This window comes from Streptomyces flaveolus, from assembly GCF_014648815.1.
In the GTDB taxonomy this organism is placed as follows: domain Bacteria; phylum Actinomycetota; class Actinomycetes; order Streptomycetales; family Streptomycetaceae; genus Streptomyces; species Streptomyces flaveolus.
Map to the genome: position 1 here is coordinate 263,576 of NZ_BMRV01000003.1, position 15,477 is coordinate 279,052.

Annotated in this window: 15 protein-coding genes; 5 read left to right on the top strand and 10 right to left on the bottom strand. The window is 72.5% G+C overall.

Annotated features, from left to right (window positions below):
- Positions 1-225 precede the first annotated feature (225 nt).
- On the bottom strand, positions 226-411 hold the full coding sequence (locus tag IEZ05_RS08905) for a hypothetical protein (protein WP_189229463.1): 186 nt from the start codon (positions 409-411) through the stop codon (positions 226-228).
- A gap of 61 nt (positions 412-472) precedes the next feature.
- Here IEZ05_RS08905 and IEZ05_RS08910 point away from each other — a divergent pair, with 61 nt between their 5' ends.
- From IEZ05_RS08910 to IEZ05_RS08925, 4 genes are all read left to right on the top strand, one after another.
- Positions 473-1,234 (top strand): hypothetical protein, encoded by a 762-nt coding sequence (locus IEZ05_RS08910; protein ID WP_189229464.1) that lies wholly within the window; start codon positions 473-475, stop codon positions 1,232-1,234.
- Between the two features lie 260 nt (positions 1,235-1,494).
- Positions 1,495-2,106 carry a hypothetical protein gene (locus IEZ05_RS08915; protein WP_189229465.1) on the top strand — a complete coding sequence of 204 codons (612 nt, stop codon included), beginning with the start codon at positions 1,495-1,497 and terminating at the stop codon, positions 2,104-2,106.
- A gap of 267 nt (positions 2,107-2,373) precedes the next feature.
- Positions 2,374-2,766, top strand: coding sequence for a DUF485 domain-containing protein (locus tag IEZ05_RS08920; protein WP_189229466.1), 393 nt, complete (start codon positions 2,374-2,376; stop codon positions 2,764-2,766).
- Positions 2,763-4,397, top strand: coding sequence for a sodium/solute symporter (locus tag IEZ05_RS08925; protein WP_189229467.1), 1,635 nt, complete (start codon positions 2,763-2,765; stop codon positions 4,395-4,397). Before IEZ05_RS08920 ends, IEZ05_RS08925 begins: the two co-directional genes overlap by 4 nt.
- A gap of 109 nt (positions 4,398-4,506) precedes the next feature.
- Here the strand turns inward: IEZ05_RS08925 and IEZ05_RS08930 are convergent, their stop codons facing one another.
- From IEZ05_RS08930 to IEZ05_RS08945, 4 genes are all read right to left on the bottom strand, one after another.
- Positions 4,507-5,586, bottom strand: coding sequence for a sensor histidine kinase (locus IEZ05_RS08930; protein WP_189229468.1), 1,080 nt, complete (start codon positions 5,584-5,586; stop codon positions 4,507-4,509).
- Positions 5,579-6,274 carry a response regulator transcription factor gene (locus IEZ05_RS08935; protein WP_189229469.1) on the bottom strand — a complete coding sequence of 232 codons (696 nt, stop codon included), beginning with the start codon at positions 6,272-6,274 and terminating at the stop codon, positions 5,579-5,581. Before IEZ05_RS08935 ends, IEZ05_RS08930 begins: the two co-directional genes overlap by 8 nt.
- A gap of 91 nt (positions 6,275-6,365) precedes the next feature.
- Positions 6,366-7,070 carry a VanZ family protein gene (locus IEZ05_RS08940; RefSeq protein ID WP_229869623.1) on the bottom strand — a complete coding sequence of 235 codons (705 nt, stop codon included), beginning with the start codon at positions 7,068-7,070 and terminating at the stop codon, positions 6,366-6,368.
- 115 nt (positions 7,071-7,185) lie between these two features.
- Complete coding sequence (locus IEZ05_RS08945; RefSeq protein ID WP_189229470.1) at positions 7,186-9,630, bottom strand: polysaccharide lyase 8 family protein; 2,445 nt, start codon at positions 9,628-9,630, stop codon at positions 7,186-7,188.
- 162 nt (positions 9,631-9,792) lie between these two features.
- Between IEZ05_RS08945 and IEZ05_RS08950 the strand changes: the two genes are divergently transcribed.
- Positions 9,793-10,923: a substrate-binding domain-containing protein gene (locus IEZ05_RS08950; protein WP_189229471.1), complete on the top strand. Its 1,131-nt coding sequence runs from the start codon at positions 9,793-9,795 to the stop codon at positions 10,921-10,923.
- A gap of 16 nt (positions 10,924-10,939) precedes the next feature.
- Here IEZ05_RS08950 and IEZ05_RS08955 read toward each other — a convergent pair whose 3' ends face one another.
- The 5 genes from IEZ05_RS08955 to IEZ05_RS08975 all read right to left on the bottom strand — a co-directional run bounded on the left by IEZ05_RS08955 (position 10,940) and on the right by IEZ05_RS08975 (position 15,426).
- A complete protein-coding gene (locus IEZ05_RS08955; protein ID WP_189229472.1) occupies positions 10,940-11,590 on the bottom strand; it encodes a DUF7691 family protein in 651 nt (216 codons plus the stop codon).
- A gap of 95 nt (positions 11,591-11,685) precedes the next feature.
- Positions 11,686-12,516: an ammonia-dependent NAD(+) synthetase gene (gene nadE, locus IEZ05_RS08960; protein ID WP_308426902.1), complete on the bottom strand. Its 831-nt coding sequence runs from the start codon at positions 12,514-12,516 to the stop codon at positions 11,686-11,688.
- Positions 12,517-12,558: 42 nt separating this feature from the next.
- Positions 12,559-13,863, bottom strand: coding sequence for an MFS transporter (locus IEZ05_RS08965; RefSeq protein WP_189229473.1), 1,305 nt, complete (start codon positions 13,861-13,863; stop codon positions 12,559-12,561).
- A gap of 261 nt (positions 13,864-14,124) precedes the next feature.
- The gene (locus IEZ05_RS08970) at positions 14,125-14,727 is read right to left on the bottom strand and encodes an HD domain-containing protein (protein WP_189229474.1); all 603 of its coding nucleotides are present in this window, start codon (positions 14,725-14,727) and stop codon (positions 14,125-14,127) included.
- A 60-nt stretch (positions 14,728-14,787) separates the two neighbouring features.
- A complete protein-coding gene (locus IEZ05_RS08975) occupies positions 14,788-15,426 on the bottom strand; it encodes an HD domain-containing protein (RefSeq protein ID WP_189229475.1) in 639 nt (212 codons plus the stop codon).
- Positions 15,427-15,477 lie beyond the last annotated feature (51 nt).

Consider the following 15,477-nt stretch of genomic DNA (forward strand, 5'->3'; position numbering starts at 1 on the left):
CCCACCAGCGGGCGCACGCCGGCCGGCCGTCATGCCGACGAGTTCTGGCCCGACCCGGGTTGACGTCCACCTCGGAGGCGCAGGTGCAGGGTGAGTGGACCGGGAGGGTGGCCGCGATGCCGTCCGGCGGCCGGATCGGGCCGTACACCGTGGACTTCCCGCGGGACGAGGCGCGGGAACTGGCCGAGGAACTCGGCGGTCGATGACCCCGCTCGCCTGCCCGCCTCACGCGATGAGGCAGGTGTAGCCGCCGCTCTGCCCGATGCCGATACGGCCGGTCGGCGGGAGCAGGGCCGGGTCCGGTCGTCCGACGGCGGCCAGGGAGCAGGCGGGGTCGCCCACCACTGCCGCGGCGGCCATCCGCCGGGCGGCGGCCACCGCGGCCGGGGACGTGTACCACGTCGTGGTCACCGCTCGGCCGTCGCCCGGTGTCGGTGCGGGGGACGCTGTGGGGGTGGGCGCCGGTGTGCGGGTGACCGACGCTCCGGGCGGTCTCGGCTCCGGCCGCGGTGCCGTCGTATTCCGGGTGGGTGCCGGCGCGGAGGACCTGGGCGTCTTCGCGGGTGCGGAGGGACGGGGTGCCGCCTCGGTCCGGGTGGGTGCCGGCGCGGTGCGACCGGGTGTCGGCTTCGGCCGGGCGGGCGGCGGAGCGGAGGGACGGCGGGTGGTCTTCGGCGTCCGCCCGGCCGTCGGGGTCGCGGCGGTGGTCCGGGGAAGCGACGTCGTCGGTTTCGGCCGCGGGGTGGCGCCGGCCCGCGAGGGCGGTGCGGAGCGGTCGGGTGTCGCCCGGGGCGTCCGCGCGGCCGTGGGGGCGACGGCACTGGCCCGGGGACCCGACGGCGTCGGCTCCCGCCGCGGCGTCGTCCCGGGCCGCGAGGGCGCCGCGGAGGAGGGGGACACCGCCCCGGCCGTCCGCCTGGTCGTCGGGGCGGCGGTGCTCCGGGGGCGGGACGTCCGGTCGTCCGGCGCCGGTGGCCGGGGACCGGCCGGCGTCGTCGGGGCAGGTTTCGAGGTGCGGGACGGCCTCGGCCGCGCCGTGCTCGACGTCTCGGGCGTCGATGTCAGGGACGGCAGCGGCGCCAGCGTCGGCAGGGAGAGGTCGGACGAGGCCGACGGCGACGGACGCGGCGTACCGTCGTCCTGCGCCACCCACGCCCACACGCCGGCGCCGCCGAGGACGAGGACGGCGGCGCCGCCCGCGATCCACGGGGCCCGTCGGGGCGGGCGTCGGTGACGGTTCATAGTCTTCACCGTCTCCTGCCCGCAGACGGGGCGCTCGCTGGAACGCCCGGGTGTTGCGCCTCCCGAGCCGCACCCGGCCCTGCTCGCCGGTAGGCATGTCCGAAACTCACCCCCCACGGGGATGCTCCCTGCCGCCACGGGTATGTCTCGTCCACGCGCATGTGCGGAGGGTTGGGGGGAGCTGGCCCGGTGACATGGTGCCGTCCGGGAACCGGTGGACAGGAGTCGAGGAGGGCCCGGCGGCGGCAGGCGGTGCGCCTGCTGAGGGCCCAGGGGAAGTACGGACCCGAGCTGCGGGAGGTGCTGCCCGCCCTGACCGGAGCGGTGCTGGCGGCGTGCGGCGCGTTCGCCGGCCTCGTGGTGGCCTACCGCCTGACCGGCCCGGCAGCGCCCGTGGCCGCGCTCGGCGTCGCGGCGGTCGTCGTGCCGGTGGTCGTCGGGCGCCGTCGGCCCCTGTCCCGGCGCCGCCGCGGGTACTACACGCCGGAGGAGATCGCGGAGTTGGACGTCGACGGTCTCGCGGTGGCCGTGTGCCGGATGCTCCGCCGGGACGGCTGGACCGTACGGCGGGCGGCCGATGACGGTGTCCGACCGCGCGTGCAGGCCCGCCACGACCGCGGGCACCGGCTGGAGGTGGCGTTCCGTCCCGTCGCCGAGCCGCTCCCGGACGAGGACCCGCCGCTCGCCCCGGCACCCCGCGGCGACCGCCCGCCACGGCTTCGGCTGGTCGTGCACCGCGGCTCGTTCACCCTCCGCGACGTCAGGTGGGCGCGGGCGAGCGAGGACACCCGCCTGATGGACGGCACCCTCCTGAGACGATGGGCGTACGGAACCCCCTTGCACCGGCTGATCGACCTCCGATGAGCCGTAGACGTACGCCCGAGCACCTGTACGACGAACTGGGGAGCGACAGTGCCCGGAAGAGATCTCTCCCGGCACCCCACGGCACCCCCGGCACAGCGGCACCACGGGTGACGACCGAGGACGGCGGCGGCACGGGCCGCCACGGCAGGGTTCGACGGAAATCCCTCCCCGCGTGCCGATACCCCGCATAGCGTGCGGGGACCCGAACCGACCCCCACCCTCGTGCGGTCCGTGAACGTCGGGCCCCGGCCGCCCCAGGAGTTCGAGATGTCCTACGACAGCTCCGAGTTACACCTCTTACGACAGCAGAACGGACGGGCCCCCTCAGCCGCCCCGCACCTGCCCGCGCCCGCCGGCTACCACCGCGCGCTGCGGATCCTGCGCCGCGCCTGCCGCTGGCAGCGCAGGGTGGCCACGTTCGCCGCCCTCGGGTACTTCGCCGTCTTCCTGACACTCACCGTCGAGGCCCCCTCCCTGATGGCGCGCCCCGTCCTCGGCGGTCTGCCCACGGGCCTGCTGCTCGCCCTGGTGCAGGTTCCGGTCACCTGGCTGGCCGTGGTCCTGTTCGAGTACACGGCGCGACGGTACGTCGACCCCCTGGCCCGGAGAGTCAGCCGGTACGGAGGCCCGGACGGCGGCGACGGGAAGCCGCGGGGATGACGGACCTCGGCGGCTCCGCGCAGTCCTGGTCCCTCGTCGCCTTCTGCAGTGTCGTCACCGTCACGCTGCTGCTGTGCGTGGTGACCGGCCCCGACCGTGACGACCTGGAGGAGTTCTACACCGGCTACCGTTCGCTGTCCCCGATGCGCAACGGCCTGGCCGTCGCCGGCGACTACATCTCCGCGGCGACGGTGCTCACCATCGGCGGTGTCATCGCGCTGTGCGGTTACGACGGTGTCGTGCTGGCCCTCAGCACCCTGTTGTCCTTGCTGCTGCTGATGGTCCTGCTCGCCGAGCCCCTGCACAACACGGGCCGCTTCACCATGGGCGACGCCCTGGGCCGGCGCATGGCGGGGCGGGCCGTACGCGTCACCGCCTGCGCGGTGACCGTGCTCTCGCTGGTGCCCATGATGATCGTGCAACTGGCGGGTGTGGGACAGCTGCTGGCGTTCACCCTGGGCTTCTCCGGCAGCTTCCTGAAGACGGGATGCATCGTCGGGGCCGGCACGCTGATGATCAGTTATGCGGCCCTGGGCGGGATGAAGGGCACCGCCCTGATCCAGATCCTCAAGACGGTGATCCTCCTGGGCTCCGGGCTCGTGGTCGCCGTGCTCATGCTGCACGCCTTCGGCTGGCACCCCGGGGCGATGGTCGACACGGCCGCGCGGCGCAGCGGGGCCGGTGAGGCGTTCCTGCGGTACGGGCTGCAGTTCGCGGACGGGCCGCACCCGGGACCCGACATGATCAGCACCCAGGTCGCCATCGTGCTGGGCGGCGCCTGTCTGCCGCACGTCACCATGCGCATGTACACCGCGGGCAGCGCCCGTCAGGTGCGGCGCACCATGTCCTGGGCGGTGTCGGCGGTGGCCCTGTTCATGCTCGTGATCACCGTCATCGGCATCGGCGCCACGGCGCTCGTCGGCCGGGAGCAGATCACCGCGGCCGACCCGCGCGGCAGCACCGCCTATCTGCTGGGCGCCCGGGCCGCGTTCGGCCCCGAGGTGTCCCGGGCGGAGAGCCTGCTGTTCAGCACGGTCACGACGGCGATCTTCCTGACCCTCCTCGCGTCGGTGGCCGGCATGACGCTCGCCTGCGCCAACTCGCTGGCGCACGACGTCGCGGCCTCCCGCCGCAAGGGCATGACGCCGCCGCGCGAGATGACCCTGGCACGCGTCTCGGCGCTGATCGTCGGCGTGCCGGTGGTGCTGCTGGCGGCGCTCGCCCAGCACCGCAGCCTGCAGCCCCTCGCGACGCTGTCCTTCTGCATGGGCGCCTCGGCCATCGCCCCGGCCCTGGTCTACTCGCTGTTCTGGCGCCGTTTCAGCCGCACCGGCCTGTTGTGCACCCTGATCGGCGGTTCGGTCACCGTCCTGGTGCTCATGTCGGGCACCCGGCTGGTCTCCGGTTCGCCGACCTCGGCTTTCCCGGAGGGCGACTTCGACTGGTTCCCGTTCACGACGACCGCCCTGGTGTCGGTGCCGCTGGGCTTCGCGTTCGGCTGGCTGGGTACCGTCCTGGGCGGACACCGCGGCGCACAGCGCGAACGTGACCGGTACGCGGCCGTCGAGCAGCGCATCCTCGCCGGACCACCGCGACGCCGGCCGGCATGGAGCCCGGACGACACCCCCTAGGATCTGCGGCCGGTGGCGACGGCCGGGCCCGACGCGTGTCCGTCAGACCGCCGGTGACGGCGACGGCCCTGGCCGACCGTGAAGCTGGAGTCCTCGCCGGAGGTCCCGTCTACGGCAGGCCGGGAATCCGCACCGTGACGAGGAGCCCGCCGGCGGGGCGGGGGACGAGGGCGAGAGTCCCGCCGTGCGCGCGGACGATGCTGTGCACGAGGGCGAGCCCGAGGCCGGCGCCGGCGTGCTCGTCGGCGCGTACGCGGTCCGTTCCACGCCGGAAGGGTTCGACGAGGGTCGGCACCAGATCCGGCGGGAGCGGAGGACCCGTGTTCTCGACCCGCACCACGCTCACGTCGCCCTCCGCCGCGGTGTCGACCGTCACGGTGCCGCCGGCGGGGAGGTTGTGCACGACGGCGTTCTGGACGAGGTTCGTCACCATCCGCAGCAGGAGTTCCGCGGAGCCGCGGGTCCGGGTGGCCCCGCCGGTGACGTCGAGCGTGATCCCGCGCTGCTCGGCGAGGGGCAGCAGGGTTTCGGCGGCCTCTTCGGCGACCAGGGACAGGTCGACGCTCTCGCGGGTGAAGTTCCCGCGGTCGCTGCGGCTGAGCAGCAGGAGGGCCTCGGTGAGGTCGATCGCCCGGGTGTTGACCGCGTGCAGGCGTTCGACGAGTTCGCCCCGGTCGCGCGCGGGGTCCTTGCGGGCGACGTCGAGCAGCGCCCGCGAGACGGCCAGCGGGGTGCGCAGTTCGTGGGAGGCGTTCGCGGCGAACCTCTGCTGTTCGGCGACATGGGACTCGAGCTGTTCGAGCATCGAGTCGAACGCGTCGGAGAGTTCCCGGAACTCGTCCTGGCGGCCCGTCATGCGGATCCGGTGCGACAGCGACCCGCTCCCGGCCATCCGCGCCGCGTCCGTGATCTGCGTGAGCGGGGCGAGCATCCGGCCGGCGAGGATCCATCCCCCGACGAGGCCGAACACGAGCAGGAAGGCCATCGCCACGGCCGCTGCGGGGGCGAAGGTGTGCACGAGGAGGTAGCGGTTGGGCGAGATGCCGAGAAGACCCTGCGAATTGTCGGGTACGTACCGCAGCAGGAACATCCACACCACGGCCAGCAGGAGAGCACCGGCGACGGCGAGGAAGCCGGCGTAGCTGAGGGCGAGTTTCAGCCGGACGCTGAACCCTGGACGTCTAGGCATGCGCACGGCCGGGGCGGGTGGTGCCGGGTCCGGTGTCGATGCGGTAGCCGACACCCGGCACCGTGGCGATGATCCACGGTTCGCCGAGCCGTTTGCGCAAGGCGGAGACGGTGATACGGACGGCGTTGGTGAAGGGGTCGGCGTTCTCGTCCCACGCCCGCTCCAGCAGCTCTTCGGCGCTGACGACCCCGCCCTCGGCGGCGACGAGTACCTCGAGCACGGCGAACTGCTTGCGGGTGAGCGCGACGTAGCGTCCGTCGCGGAAGACCTCCCGGCGGAAGGGGTCCACGCGCAGGCCCGCGATCTCGCGGACCGGGGGCCGGGCGTACGCGCGTCTGCGGTCGAGCGCCCGCAGCCGCAGGACGAGCTCCCGCAGTTCGAACGGCTTGGTCAGGTAGTCGTCCGCGCCGAGTTCGAACCCGGACGCCTTGTCGTCGATCCGGTCGGCGGCGGTCAGCATGAGGATCGGGATGCCGCTGCCGGAGGCCACGATGCGCCGGGCGACCTCGTCACCGGAGGGGCCGGGGATGTCGCGGTCGAGGACCGCGAGGTCGTAGGAGTGGACACTGAGCAGCTCCAGGGCGGAGTCGCCGTCGCCGGCGATGTCGGCGGCGATCGCCTCCAGCCGGAGACCGTCACGGACGGCTTCCGCCAGATAGGGCTCGTCCTCCACGATCAGTACACGCATGTCCGAAGCCTAAGCACCACACATATCGCGGACGTATGCGAAGACGGATGCACAGACGTACGCAAAGACGTGTCCACGCCGGGCACGCGACTCAGCCCGCCGGAGCCGGCGCGGGACGAGGCCGGTCCGTCGACGCCTGGGCCGTGGTGCGCCACCAGCGGCGCGACGCCAGCCCGGCCAGCACGCAGCCCGCGGCGTTGACCAGGACGTCGTCCACGGAGGACACCCGGTCGAGGCTCAGGACGTACTGCGCGGTCTCCACCAGGACCGAGCAACCCGCCCCGAGCGCCAGGACCCGCGGCACGGACGCCAGGGCCGCCCACCGCATCGGGGCGAAGAACCCCAGCGACGCGAAGACCAGCAGGTTGCCGACGATCCCGAGGGTTCCCATCGTGACCAGGTCCCGCAGCGGTACCAGGCTCACCCGGGCCGGGACGACGCCCGCCCCGCCGCCCGGCATCATGGTCAGCCACAGGAACGGCACCGTGCCGTGGACCATGCCCACCTCGGCCAGCGACATCCGCCACGCCGGCGCGACGCCCGCGGCACGCCGACGGCGCGCCAGAGCCCACGCCACCAGCACGGCCAACGGCAGCGCGACCAGCGTCATGAGAACGACACCGTTGAACGTGTCGAAGCAGCCGTGCCACCGCCCGGCCATGCACCTCGGAGCGGACATCATGAGCGGCCCCCGCATGACGAACGCGGCGCTCGCCAGGCCGAGGACCGCCAGGCCGGGGAGCACGATCCTGCGCGTGCGACGCAACGATGCCGACAGCGATGCTTTGTGGTTCACGCGCCTATTGCAGCCGGGGGGCTGTCGCGGTGGCGTATGCGCTTTTCGATACGCCCGCGATACGCCACCTTCCCGGACACGGCCCCCGGCGGCGCCGAGGGGCGCCACACCGTCGTCACCCGGTCCGCACGGTGACCTTCTGGGTGGCGCCCGCCTCAGCGGTGAGGTCGCCGAAGGTGAGGGTGAGGTCGCGGCCGGGCACGGCCCGCTCGACCGTGCCGGACCGCGAGAGGACGGAGGTCACCCGGTGCCGCCAGGTCACGGTGAGCGTGGTCAGGGTGCGGGTCGGGTCGGAGACGCAGACGACGGCGGTGCCGTCGCGCCGCTTCCGGACCAGCACCGAGCAGGGGGCGTCGGCGGTCAGGTCGCCGACCGTCCCGGCGGCCCAGAAGTTGACGGCGGTGACACCGAGGGAGGGGACGCGGACGCCCTGGGCCCGAGGCGAGTTCGCGAGCGTGCTGAGCAGGCCCCGCGCGCCGGCGGCCCGTGCCGCGGTACGGGCGGCACCGGCACCGGGCAGCATGACGTAGGCGTAGGTGCCGTCCACCGGATCGGTGCCGTGGTCGACATACAGGGTGAGGTAGCGGTCGGTGCAGGGGGCCGTGGAGGAACCGGTCCTGATGTCGCTCCACCGGCCGGTGCGCTCCTCGCGCAGGGCCGTGACGCGACCGCCGGCCGGGAAGACGTAGCCGCCGTGGCCGGCGATGTGAGCCCACCCCGGGTCGGTCAGCGTCTCGCTCCAGCCCGTTGTCGCGGGCTTGCGGCGGCCGTCCACGGTCAGGGCGTGGGTGCCGGTGGCACCGAGACGACGGTTGTCGATCACGGTGTTGACCGCCTCGCCGTCCGACGCGGTGACGCCGGCGCCCAGACAGACGATGCCCTCGTCCAGGAAGAACCAGGACTTGCGGGCCACCAGCGTCGAGGCGATGCCCTTCAGATGCTGGCCCACCGCCGCGTACGTGCCGTCGGTCGTGCCGCCGACCCACTTCACCGCGGGCCGTTCGGCGCCCCACTGGCCGCCCTGACCGTCGGCGAGCCTCTTCTGCGAGGCGGTGATGCCGGGCAGGCGGTAGGGGTCGACGGTGGCCCAGAAGGTCTGCGAGTACTGCTCGTTGGCGTAGTCGTCACCCCACCAGGACAGCCAGCCGGCTCCCGTGTGGAATCCGCGCAGGTTCTCTCCGTTGCCCCACTCGTAGTGTGCGATGCGGTCGGACGCCATGGACAGACAGGCGGCCCACCCCCGGCGGCGGTGCACCGCCCGGTCCTGGGACGGGAAGAGGCGGTGCTCGACCGGCTCGGGCAGGGGCTTGACGGTGGAGTCGGCCACGACGCTCTGGAGCTGGGCGAGTTTGTGGACGCCGAGCATCGGGTCGGTGTGCGGCGGGCTGAAGTAGGCCCGCTGGATCCAGCCCTTGGCCAGGGCGCGCCAGCGGGCGTTCTGCTCGCTGCTCGCGGCCCGGCCAAGGGCGATGATCGAGGCGATGACCGAGTGGCCGCGCAGATGGTCGTCGTTGGCGCCGGCCGCGTCGCCGGGCGGCAGCCCCCGGGAGATGGCGCGTCCGGAGACGGCGTCCATGCACAGGCCGTTGTAGAGGAAGGGAGCCCACGCCCGTTCCACGGTGTCGAAGTAGTTCTCCCGGGCCGGGTCGGTGATCTCCCACGGAGAACCCGCGAGCAGCGCGAACAGCAGGCTGAGGCCCGTGAACAGGTCGGCGCCGTACGAGCCGGCGTAGGGCACCCAGGTGTGCTGGACGAAGGAGCCGTCCCGGTAGAGACCGTCCCCGGTCGTCACGTAGGGGAAGACCGGGGAGAGGGCGTCGGCCGCGACGGTGAGCCGGTCCGCGTCCTCGCCGACCAGACCGCTCAGCGCGATGGTGCGGCACAGGTCCACGCGGTTGGCGCCGGTGGAGGTGCCCGTGTAGGACGCGACCGCGCTGTCCGGCACGAAGCCGCGGACGGCCTCGGTGATCGCGGCGATCAGGTCGGCGTCCAGATGGTCGTAGAGGATGATCGCCGCGTCCAGAAGGGCCTGCGGGCCGCCGATCTGCCAGTTGTACCAGTTCCCGTAGCGGGCCTGGCCGGTGTGGTACACCTCGGTGACCACGTGCCGGATGCCGGCCACGACGTCCCGCGCGAGAGCGTCGTCGCCGGTCAGACCGGTGCCGGGCTGGGCGTAGGCCTCGGCCATGGAACGCAGCCGCTGGAGGGTCAGCTGGATCTGCGCGGAGTAGGCGTACGACTCGGTGTCCGTGTCGGGCTCCGGGTCCAGCCACACCATGCCCGGCCACAGGGAGCCCGGCGCGGGCCGCATCGCGGTCCGCCAGGCGGCTGCGCTCGCGCCCAACTGGGCGAGTTTGGAGGCGAACGGCTCCGCGGTGGGGCTGAAGCCCGAGCCCAGGATCAGTCCCCGCCAGGTCGCCCTGAGCTTCTCGAACTCGGCGGAGGCGGCGTGGGCGGCGCCGGTCGGGACCGCCAGGGAGGTGGCTCCGGCCAGGCCCAGCGCGGCGGCGGCACCCCCCGTCGCCTTGACGAATCCGCGGCGGGACCAGGGTGTCGGCATGGTGTCTCCAGGGACGCAGGGGAGGGGCGTGGGGCGTGGAGGGCGAGTGAGGGGTTTCTAGCATGATGCGAGCAAGACGCTCAATACGTAAGACTCGAAAGAATCAATCGTTGGAGTACGGTGGGACGCGCACCAGCCGGGGGATCATCAGGAGGACGACGGATGCGGTCGCATGTCAATCAGCGCCATGAACGGGTGCTGGAGATCGTGCGCAGGCGGGGCGGTCTGCGCGTCACGGAGCTGGCGCAGGAGTTGGGCGTCTCCGCCGTCACCGTGCGCCGCGACGTCGAGGCGCTGGCCGAGCAGGGGCGGCTGACCAGGCTGCACGGTTCGGTCTCGTGGCCCGGAGCGTCAGGACCCGGCCCGTCGGCCGCGCCGTCCCGGATGCACGCCGCGGCGGCCCGCACCGAGGACACCGAACCGCCGGAGATCACCGGACTGGTCCTCGGCATGGTCGTGCCCAGCATGGAGCACTACTTCGCCGAGCTGGTGCGGGGCGCCCAGGACGCCGTGGCGGCCCGGGGCGGCCGGCTGGTGCTCGGGATCGCGCACTGGCGTCCCGAGGAGGACACCGCACAGATCGGGCGGATGCTCGACGGCGGTGTCGACGGCCTGCTGATCCAGCCCAGTTGGGGGCGCGGAGTACCCAGCTGCGAGCAGGAGGAACAGTTGCTGGCGCTGAGGATCCCCGCCGTCCTGGTGGACCGGCGTGTCCCCCTCGGGGGGCGGCTGGCCGGGCTGGACAGCGCGCGTTCCGACCATGTGCTCGGCGGAGCCGCCGCCGTCCACCACCTCGCCGGGCTCGGGCATGAGCGGATCGCCCTGCTCGCCCAGGACAACCCGACAGCACCGCAGGTCAGGGAGGGATACGAAGCCGCCGTCGCGGCACGCGGTCTGTCCGTGCTGCCGCCGGTGACCGTCGACCCGGACGATCCGGCCGCCCTGGAGGCCGCCGCTCGGGCGCTGTACCGGTCGGTGACGGACGACGGGGTCACTGCCGCGATCGTGCACAACGACCAGACCGCGATCGGTGTCGTGCAACGACTGCGTGAGCGCGGTCTGTCCATCCCGGCCGACGTGTCGCTGGTGGCGTACGAGGACGAGATGGCGGCACTGGCCGACGTGCCGCTGACCGCGGTGGCGCCCCCGCGGCAGGCCGTGGGGGAGACCGCCGTGGAGATGATGCTCTCCCGGCTCGGCGCGGGTCCGGACGCGTCGGCCCCGAGCCGGCACGTCTCGCTCGTGCCCCGGCTCACGGTGCGCGCGTCCTGCGCCTCCCCGCGATCGTCTTGAACGAAACGATCGTTTTTCAGGTGAGGCTGAAGAAGAGCGTGTCCTGGGTGTACCAGTCGATCTTCTTCGTGGCGTACTCCCACTCCTCGTGCTCGAACTCCAGCTTCTCCGCCAGCCCCTGGACGTCGTACCGGAAGTCCGCGGGCAGCCGGTCCAGGACGGCACGGTAGGAGTCCGCCGCGGACTTGGTCCTCGCCAGCGGCAGATGGCCGATGCACGGGTAGCCGTCCACCGAGCCCGGGACGAAGGGGAAGTCGTCGGGCGGCCCGCCGAAGAGGTAGCCGTGCGGAAGCAGGTCGGCGGGCACGCCGAGGGACCGCATCGCGTCGTCCACCAGAGCGAAGAACGTCGAGGGCTTCGAGTAGGTGCCCAGCTGGGCGGGGTCGGACGCGTTGTGGTCGATGATGTGCTGCAGAGCGCAGTGGTAGGCGTTGCCCGCGCACTCCGCGTCCGAGTCGGTGCGCCCGGCGATGAGGTGGTCGAGGGCGTCGGGGATGGACAGACCCCAGTCGACGCCCTGGCGGTCGAGGTCGTCCTGGTGCGCCCGGGCGTCCTCGCGTATCCCGTCGAGACGTCGCTGCCGATCCGCCGTCAGGTCACCGTTGCTGCCCAGGAAGGCCAGGACGTCGGCCTTGTCCGCGGTGGAGTACGTGATGTTGTGACTCATGATCGCCATAGTGCCAAGCGGCACTGACATCCGGTGCCCCTGGGAGCCCGAAGCCCGCCGGGCGGGCATCCCGGCGGGCGTCGACACCGCTTCCGTCAGGGCGCGATGGGCAGTTGGCGCTTGTGCTCGGTGAGGTGGTAGCGCCCGACGATCTTCTCGAAGACCGCCTCGTCCACCGGCTTGCCCTCCAGGAAGTCGTCGATGTCGTCGTAGGTGACTCCGAGGGCGTCCTCGTCGGCCTTGCCCGGGTCGAGGGTCTCCAGGTCGGCCGTGGGCGTCTTCCACACCAGCTCGGCGGGGGCGCCGAGCGCGTCGGCGACGGCGCGCACCCGGCGCTTGGTCAGGCCGGTCAGCGGGACCAGGTCGGCGGCGCCGTCGCCGAACTTCGTGAAGAACCCGGAGACGGCCTCGGCGGCGTGGTCGGTGCCGACGACCAGGCCGTCGTGCGCCCCCGCCACCGCGTACTGGGCGATCATGCGCTGCCGGGCCTTGATGTTGCCGAGGACGAAGTCCTGGTGGTGGTCGTCGCGGAAGGCGACGTCGGCGGCGACCGCGGCCGCCAGCGCGGCGTCGCTCGCGGGCTTGATGTCGACGGTCAGCACGTGGTCGGGCTGGATGAAGGAGAGCGCGAGCTGGGCGTCGTGCTCGTCGGCCTGGGCCCCGTAGGGCAGCCGCATCGCGTAGAAACGCGCTTCGTGACCCGCGGCACGGGCCCGCTCGACGGCGAGCTGGCACAGGCGGCCGGCGGCCGTGGAGTCGACGCCGCCGCTGATACCGAGCACGAGGGACCGCAGGCCGGTGGAGGTCAGCCGCTCGGCGAGGAAGGCCACCCGGCGTTCGATCTCCTGCTCGGCGTCGAAGTTCTCTGCCACCTGGAGTTCCCGGGCGATTTCCTGCTGCTGGGCGATGGACGCCGGCTCGCTCACGTCTGCTCCTGATCTGGTTCGCGGTGTGCTGCCGTAACCAGCCTACCCAGATGCTCCGAGCGCATGATGCGCGGTCGGAAGCTCCCGCCCCAGGCGTACGAGCGGGGAGAGAGCCATCACCACCGGGGACAGCAACATGCCCGCGGCCGTCACCAGGAGACTGGTGCGCAGCCCCCACCCCTCGGCGAGAAATCCGCCGAGCAGTGAACCCAGCGGGGCCGCCCCCATGCCGACGAACGTGATGGTGGCGGTCGCGCGGCCCTGCATCCCGTCCGGAGTGACGGCCTGCCGGACGGCCATGACCGTGACGTTCACCAACTGACCGCCGCACCCGAACACGAAGCCGACCGCAAGGAGCGAGGTGACCGTCACCGCCGACGAGCCGTGCAACGCGGGAACACACAGGAACGCGCCGTCACCGAGCGCCGCCGCACACACGAGCACCACGCCATGGCCGAACCGCCCCGGCAGGCGCGCGGCCAGCACCGAGCCCAGGAGCGCACCCGGTCCCGCCACCGCGAGCGCCAGCCCCACGACGGTGCCCGACAGGTGCAGTTCCCGCGGCAGGAAGAGGAGATAGACGGTCATCACGGCCGCGAAGGAGAACTGGAAGGCGGCCGAGGCCAGGCACACGCTGCGCAGCGCGGAGTCACGGGCCACGAACCGCAGGCCCTCGTGGATCCGCCGCCAGACCCGGGGCGGGTGTTCCGGACGCTCCGGGACCGATTCGGCTCGGCGGATCCGCCGGACCGACAGGAAGGACAGCGCGAAGAACAGCGCGCTGAAGGCGGCGGCGATCGGCGCCGACAGCAGCGACACCGACGCACCGCCGAGAGCGGGACCGCCGATCTGCGCCGCGGAACGGCTGCCCTCCAGCGCACTGTTGCCCTGCACGAGCCGGTCGTGTGCCACCAGGCGTACGAGGGACGTCTGGTACGCCACGTCGAAGAACACGGACAGGGCCCCGACGGTGAAGGCGAGCGCGAGCAGACCGGGAAGGCCCAGCAGGCCGAGGAGGCCGGCCGATGCGGCCGCGCCCAGGGCCAGGGTCCGGCCGGCGTCCGTGAGCACCATCGTCGTGCGGGTCCGCCACCTGTCCACGCAGGCGCCGGCGAAGAGCGAGAGCAGCAGGACCGGCGCCTGCCCCACCGCGCGAAGGACGCCCAGCTGACCGGCACTGGCGTCGAACGCCAGGACCGCGAAGAGCGGCAGGACCACCAGACTTGCGTGTTCACCGAGTTGGGAGGCCGTCTGGCCGATCCAGAGCCTGCGGAAGTCGGCGTCCCGCCACAGGCTGGAGGGAACAGGCCGACCGGAATCGGATGCGAAGGAGGAAGCGGACGGCACGGGAATCCCTTGTGTTGCCGGCAACAAGGCCCGCCGCCGAGCACACGAGGGGCGCACCGGCGGTTCGGACGGGGAAAGGCTCGCTGTGCCGCAGCATCAAGGGCAGCACGCGATGACAGGCCGGTCACGGCCTACGACGTCAACGCGCGCTCGGAAGACCGACCATGTCTCGACTCCTCCTGGGTGTCTCCGTGCCCGAACCCTAGCCGTGGGCGGCGCGCCGCGAAAGACCGCCCGGGGCGCCGGGGCGGTGGACGGCGGTCACGGCCGGGCGGACATGTCACCGCGCGGCACCGGCACGGCCAGGTCGGGGTCGCCGAACTCCGCACGCAGGGCCTGGAAGGCCGTGACCTTCTCCTCACCGAAGCGGCGCACCTGGGAGGCGTACTCGCCGGCGGTCAGGAACGCCGTGGGCCGGGACTTGCTGTGGAACTTGTCCGCGTACATGACCAGCCGCTCCTCGTCCGTCACCGCCACGTAGTCGGCGACGGGCAGGGGAAGGCCCTGCTTCAGGACGTCCTCCTTCGTGACCCCCACTCCGGTGTGGTGGGAGCAGAAGCGGCGCAGCGTCTCCGGGAAGCCCTCGTCTTCCAAAATCTCGTGGCCGAGCAGCCCGTGCCGGATGTAGTTGCCGTGGTCCAGCCGTCCGTCGTCCCCGTAGAGGCGGTAGACGCCGATGTCGTGCAGCAGGCAGCCCGCGCGGACCAGATCGGCGTCGAGATGGCCGAGGCGCGGCGCGGCGAGCAGTTGTTCGGCGATGCTCCAGACGATCTCGCAGTGGGTGTGCACGAGGTCGAACGCCTCGGCGGTCGGCGCGTACTTCTCGTGCAGCGCACGGATCTCTTGGGTTCCCGGAATCCTCACCGGGGGAGCGTAACAACGCTCGTACGGGAGGCCGGGGCCGGTCGCCGTGCCGACCTGCGGTCACTCGGGCCAGGCGGAGTTCTCGATGACGTCGACGAAGTCGGTCCGCCGGAATCCGGGGACGAAGTGTGCCAGGACGTCCGCGTTCACCGTGCCGAAGGTGGTGTCGGGGCGGTGCCGGAAACCCTCGGTGAACGCCTGGAGGATCTGCCGCTTGAAGTCCGGCCGGGGATGGGCGGCGGTGACCTCGTCGATCTGTGCCTGCGTGACGTTGGCCAGGTTGAGGCCGAGCACATCGGTCTCGACGCCCGCGGTGGTCGCCGCGATCTCCGGTGCCATCTTGTACGGCACCTCGGGCGTGGTGTGCAGGGCGATGGCCGTCCAGACCGTGTCCGCGTCGCCCTCGGAGAGGCCGTGGGTCAGCAGGAAGGCCCTGGCCTGGTCGGCGCCGTCCATCTCGAAGCGCTGGTCGTCGCTGCGGTAGGGCGGCACGAGGCCGGTGTCGTGGAACAGTGCCGCCACGTACAGCAGCTCCGGGTCGGGCCGCAGGCCGAGTGCCGCGGCCTGGAGGCTGCCGAAGAGGTACACCCGGCGGGAGTGGTGGAAAATCAGGGGCGGTGTGGTGTCGCGGATGAGTTCCGTCGCGTCCTGCACGAGCTTGCTGTCGGGGATCTCGATCCCGGCGATCTTCTCGGTCATGGCTGCCTTCCCTGGGGGACGCTGGTGTGGGACCTGCGGTGCAGGACCTGA

Excerpts from the sequence above, each read along its gene's own strand:
- IEZ05_RS08975 (WP_189229475.1), bottom strand. The coding sequence starts at position 15,426 with ATGACCGAGAAGATCGCCGGGATCGAGATCCCCGACAGCAAGCTCGTG.
- IEZ05_RS08945 (WP_189229470.1), bottom strand. The coding sequence starts at position 9,630 with ATGCCGACACCCTGGTCCCGCCGCGGATTCGTCAAGGCGACGGGGGGT.
- IEZ05_RS08935 (WP_189229469.1), bottom strand. The coding sequence starts at position 6,274 with ATGCGTGTACTGATCGTGGAGGACGAGCCCTATCTGGCGGAAGCCGTC.
- IEZ05_RS08925 (WP_189229467.1), top strand. The coding sequence starts at position 2,763 with ATGACGGACCTCGGCGGCTCCGCGCAGTCCTGGTCCCTCGTCGCCTTC.
- IEZ05_RS08930 (WP_189229468.1), bottom strand. The coding sequence starts at position 5,586 with ATGCCTAGACGTCCAGGGTTCAGCGTCCGGCTGAAACTCGCCCTCAGC.
- IEZ05_RS08950 (WP_189229471.1), top strand. The coding sequence starts at position 9,793 with ATGCGGTCGCATGTCAATCAGCGCCATGAACGGGTGCTGGAGATCGTG.
- IEZ05_RS08955 (WP_189229472.1), bottom strand. The coding sequence starts at position 11,590 with ATGAGTCACAACATCACGTACTCCACCGCGGACAAGGCCGACGTCCTG.
- IEZ05_RS08920 (WP_189229466.1), top strand. The coding sequence starts at position 2,374 with ATGTCCTACGACAGCTCCGAGTTACACCTCTTACGACAGCAGAACGGA.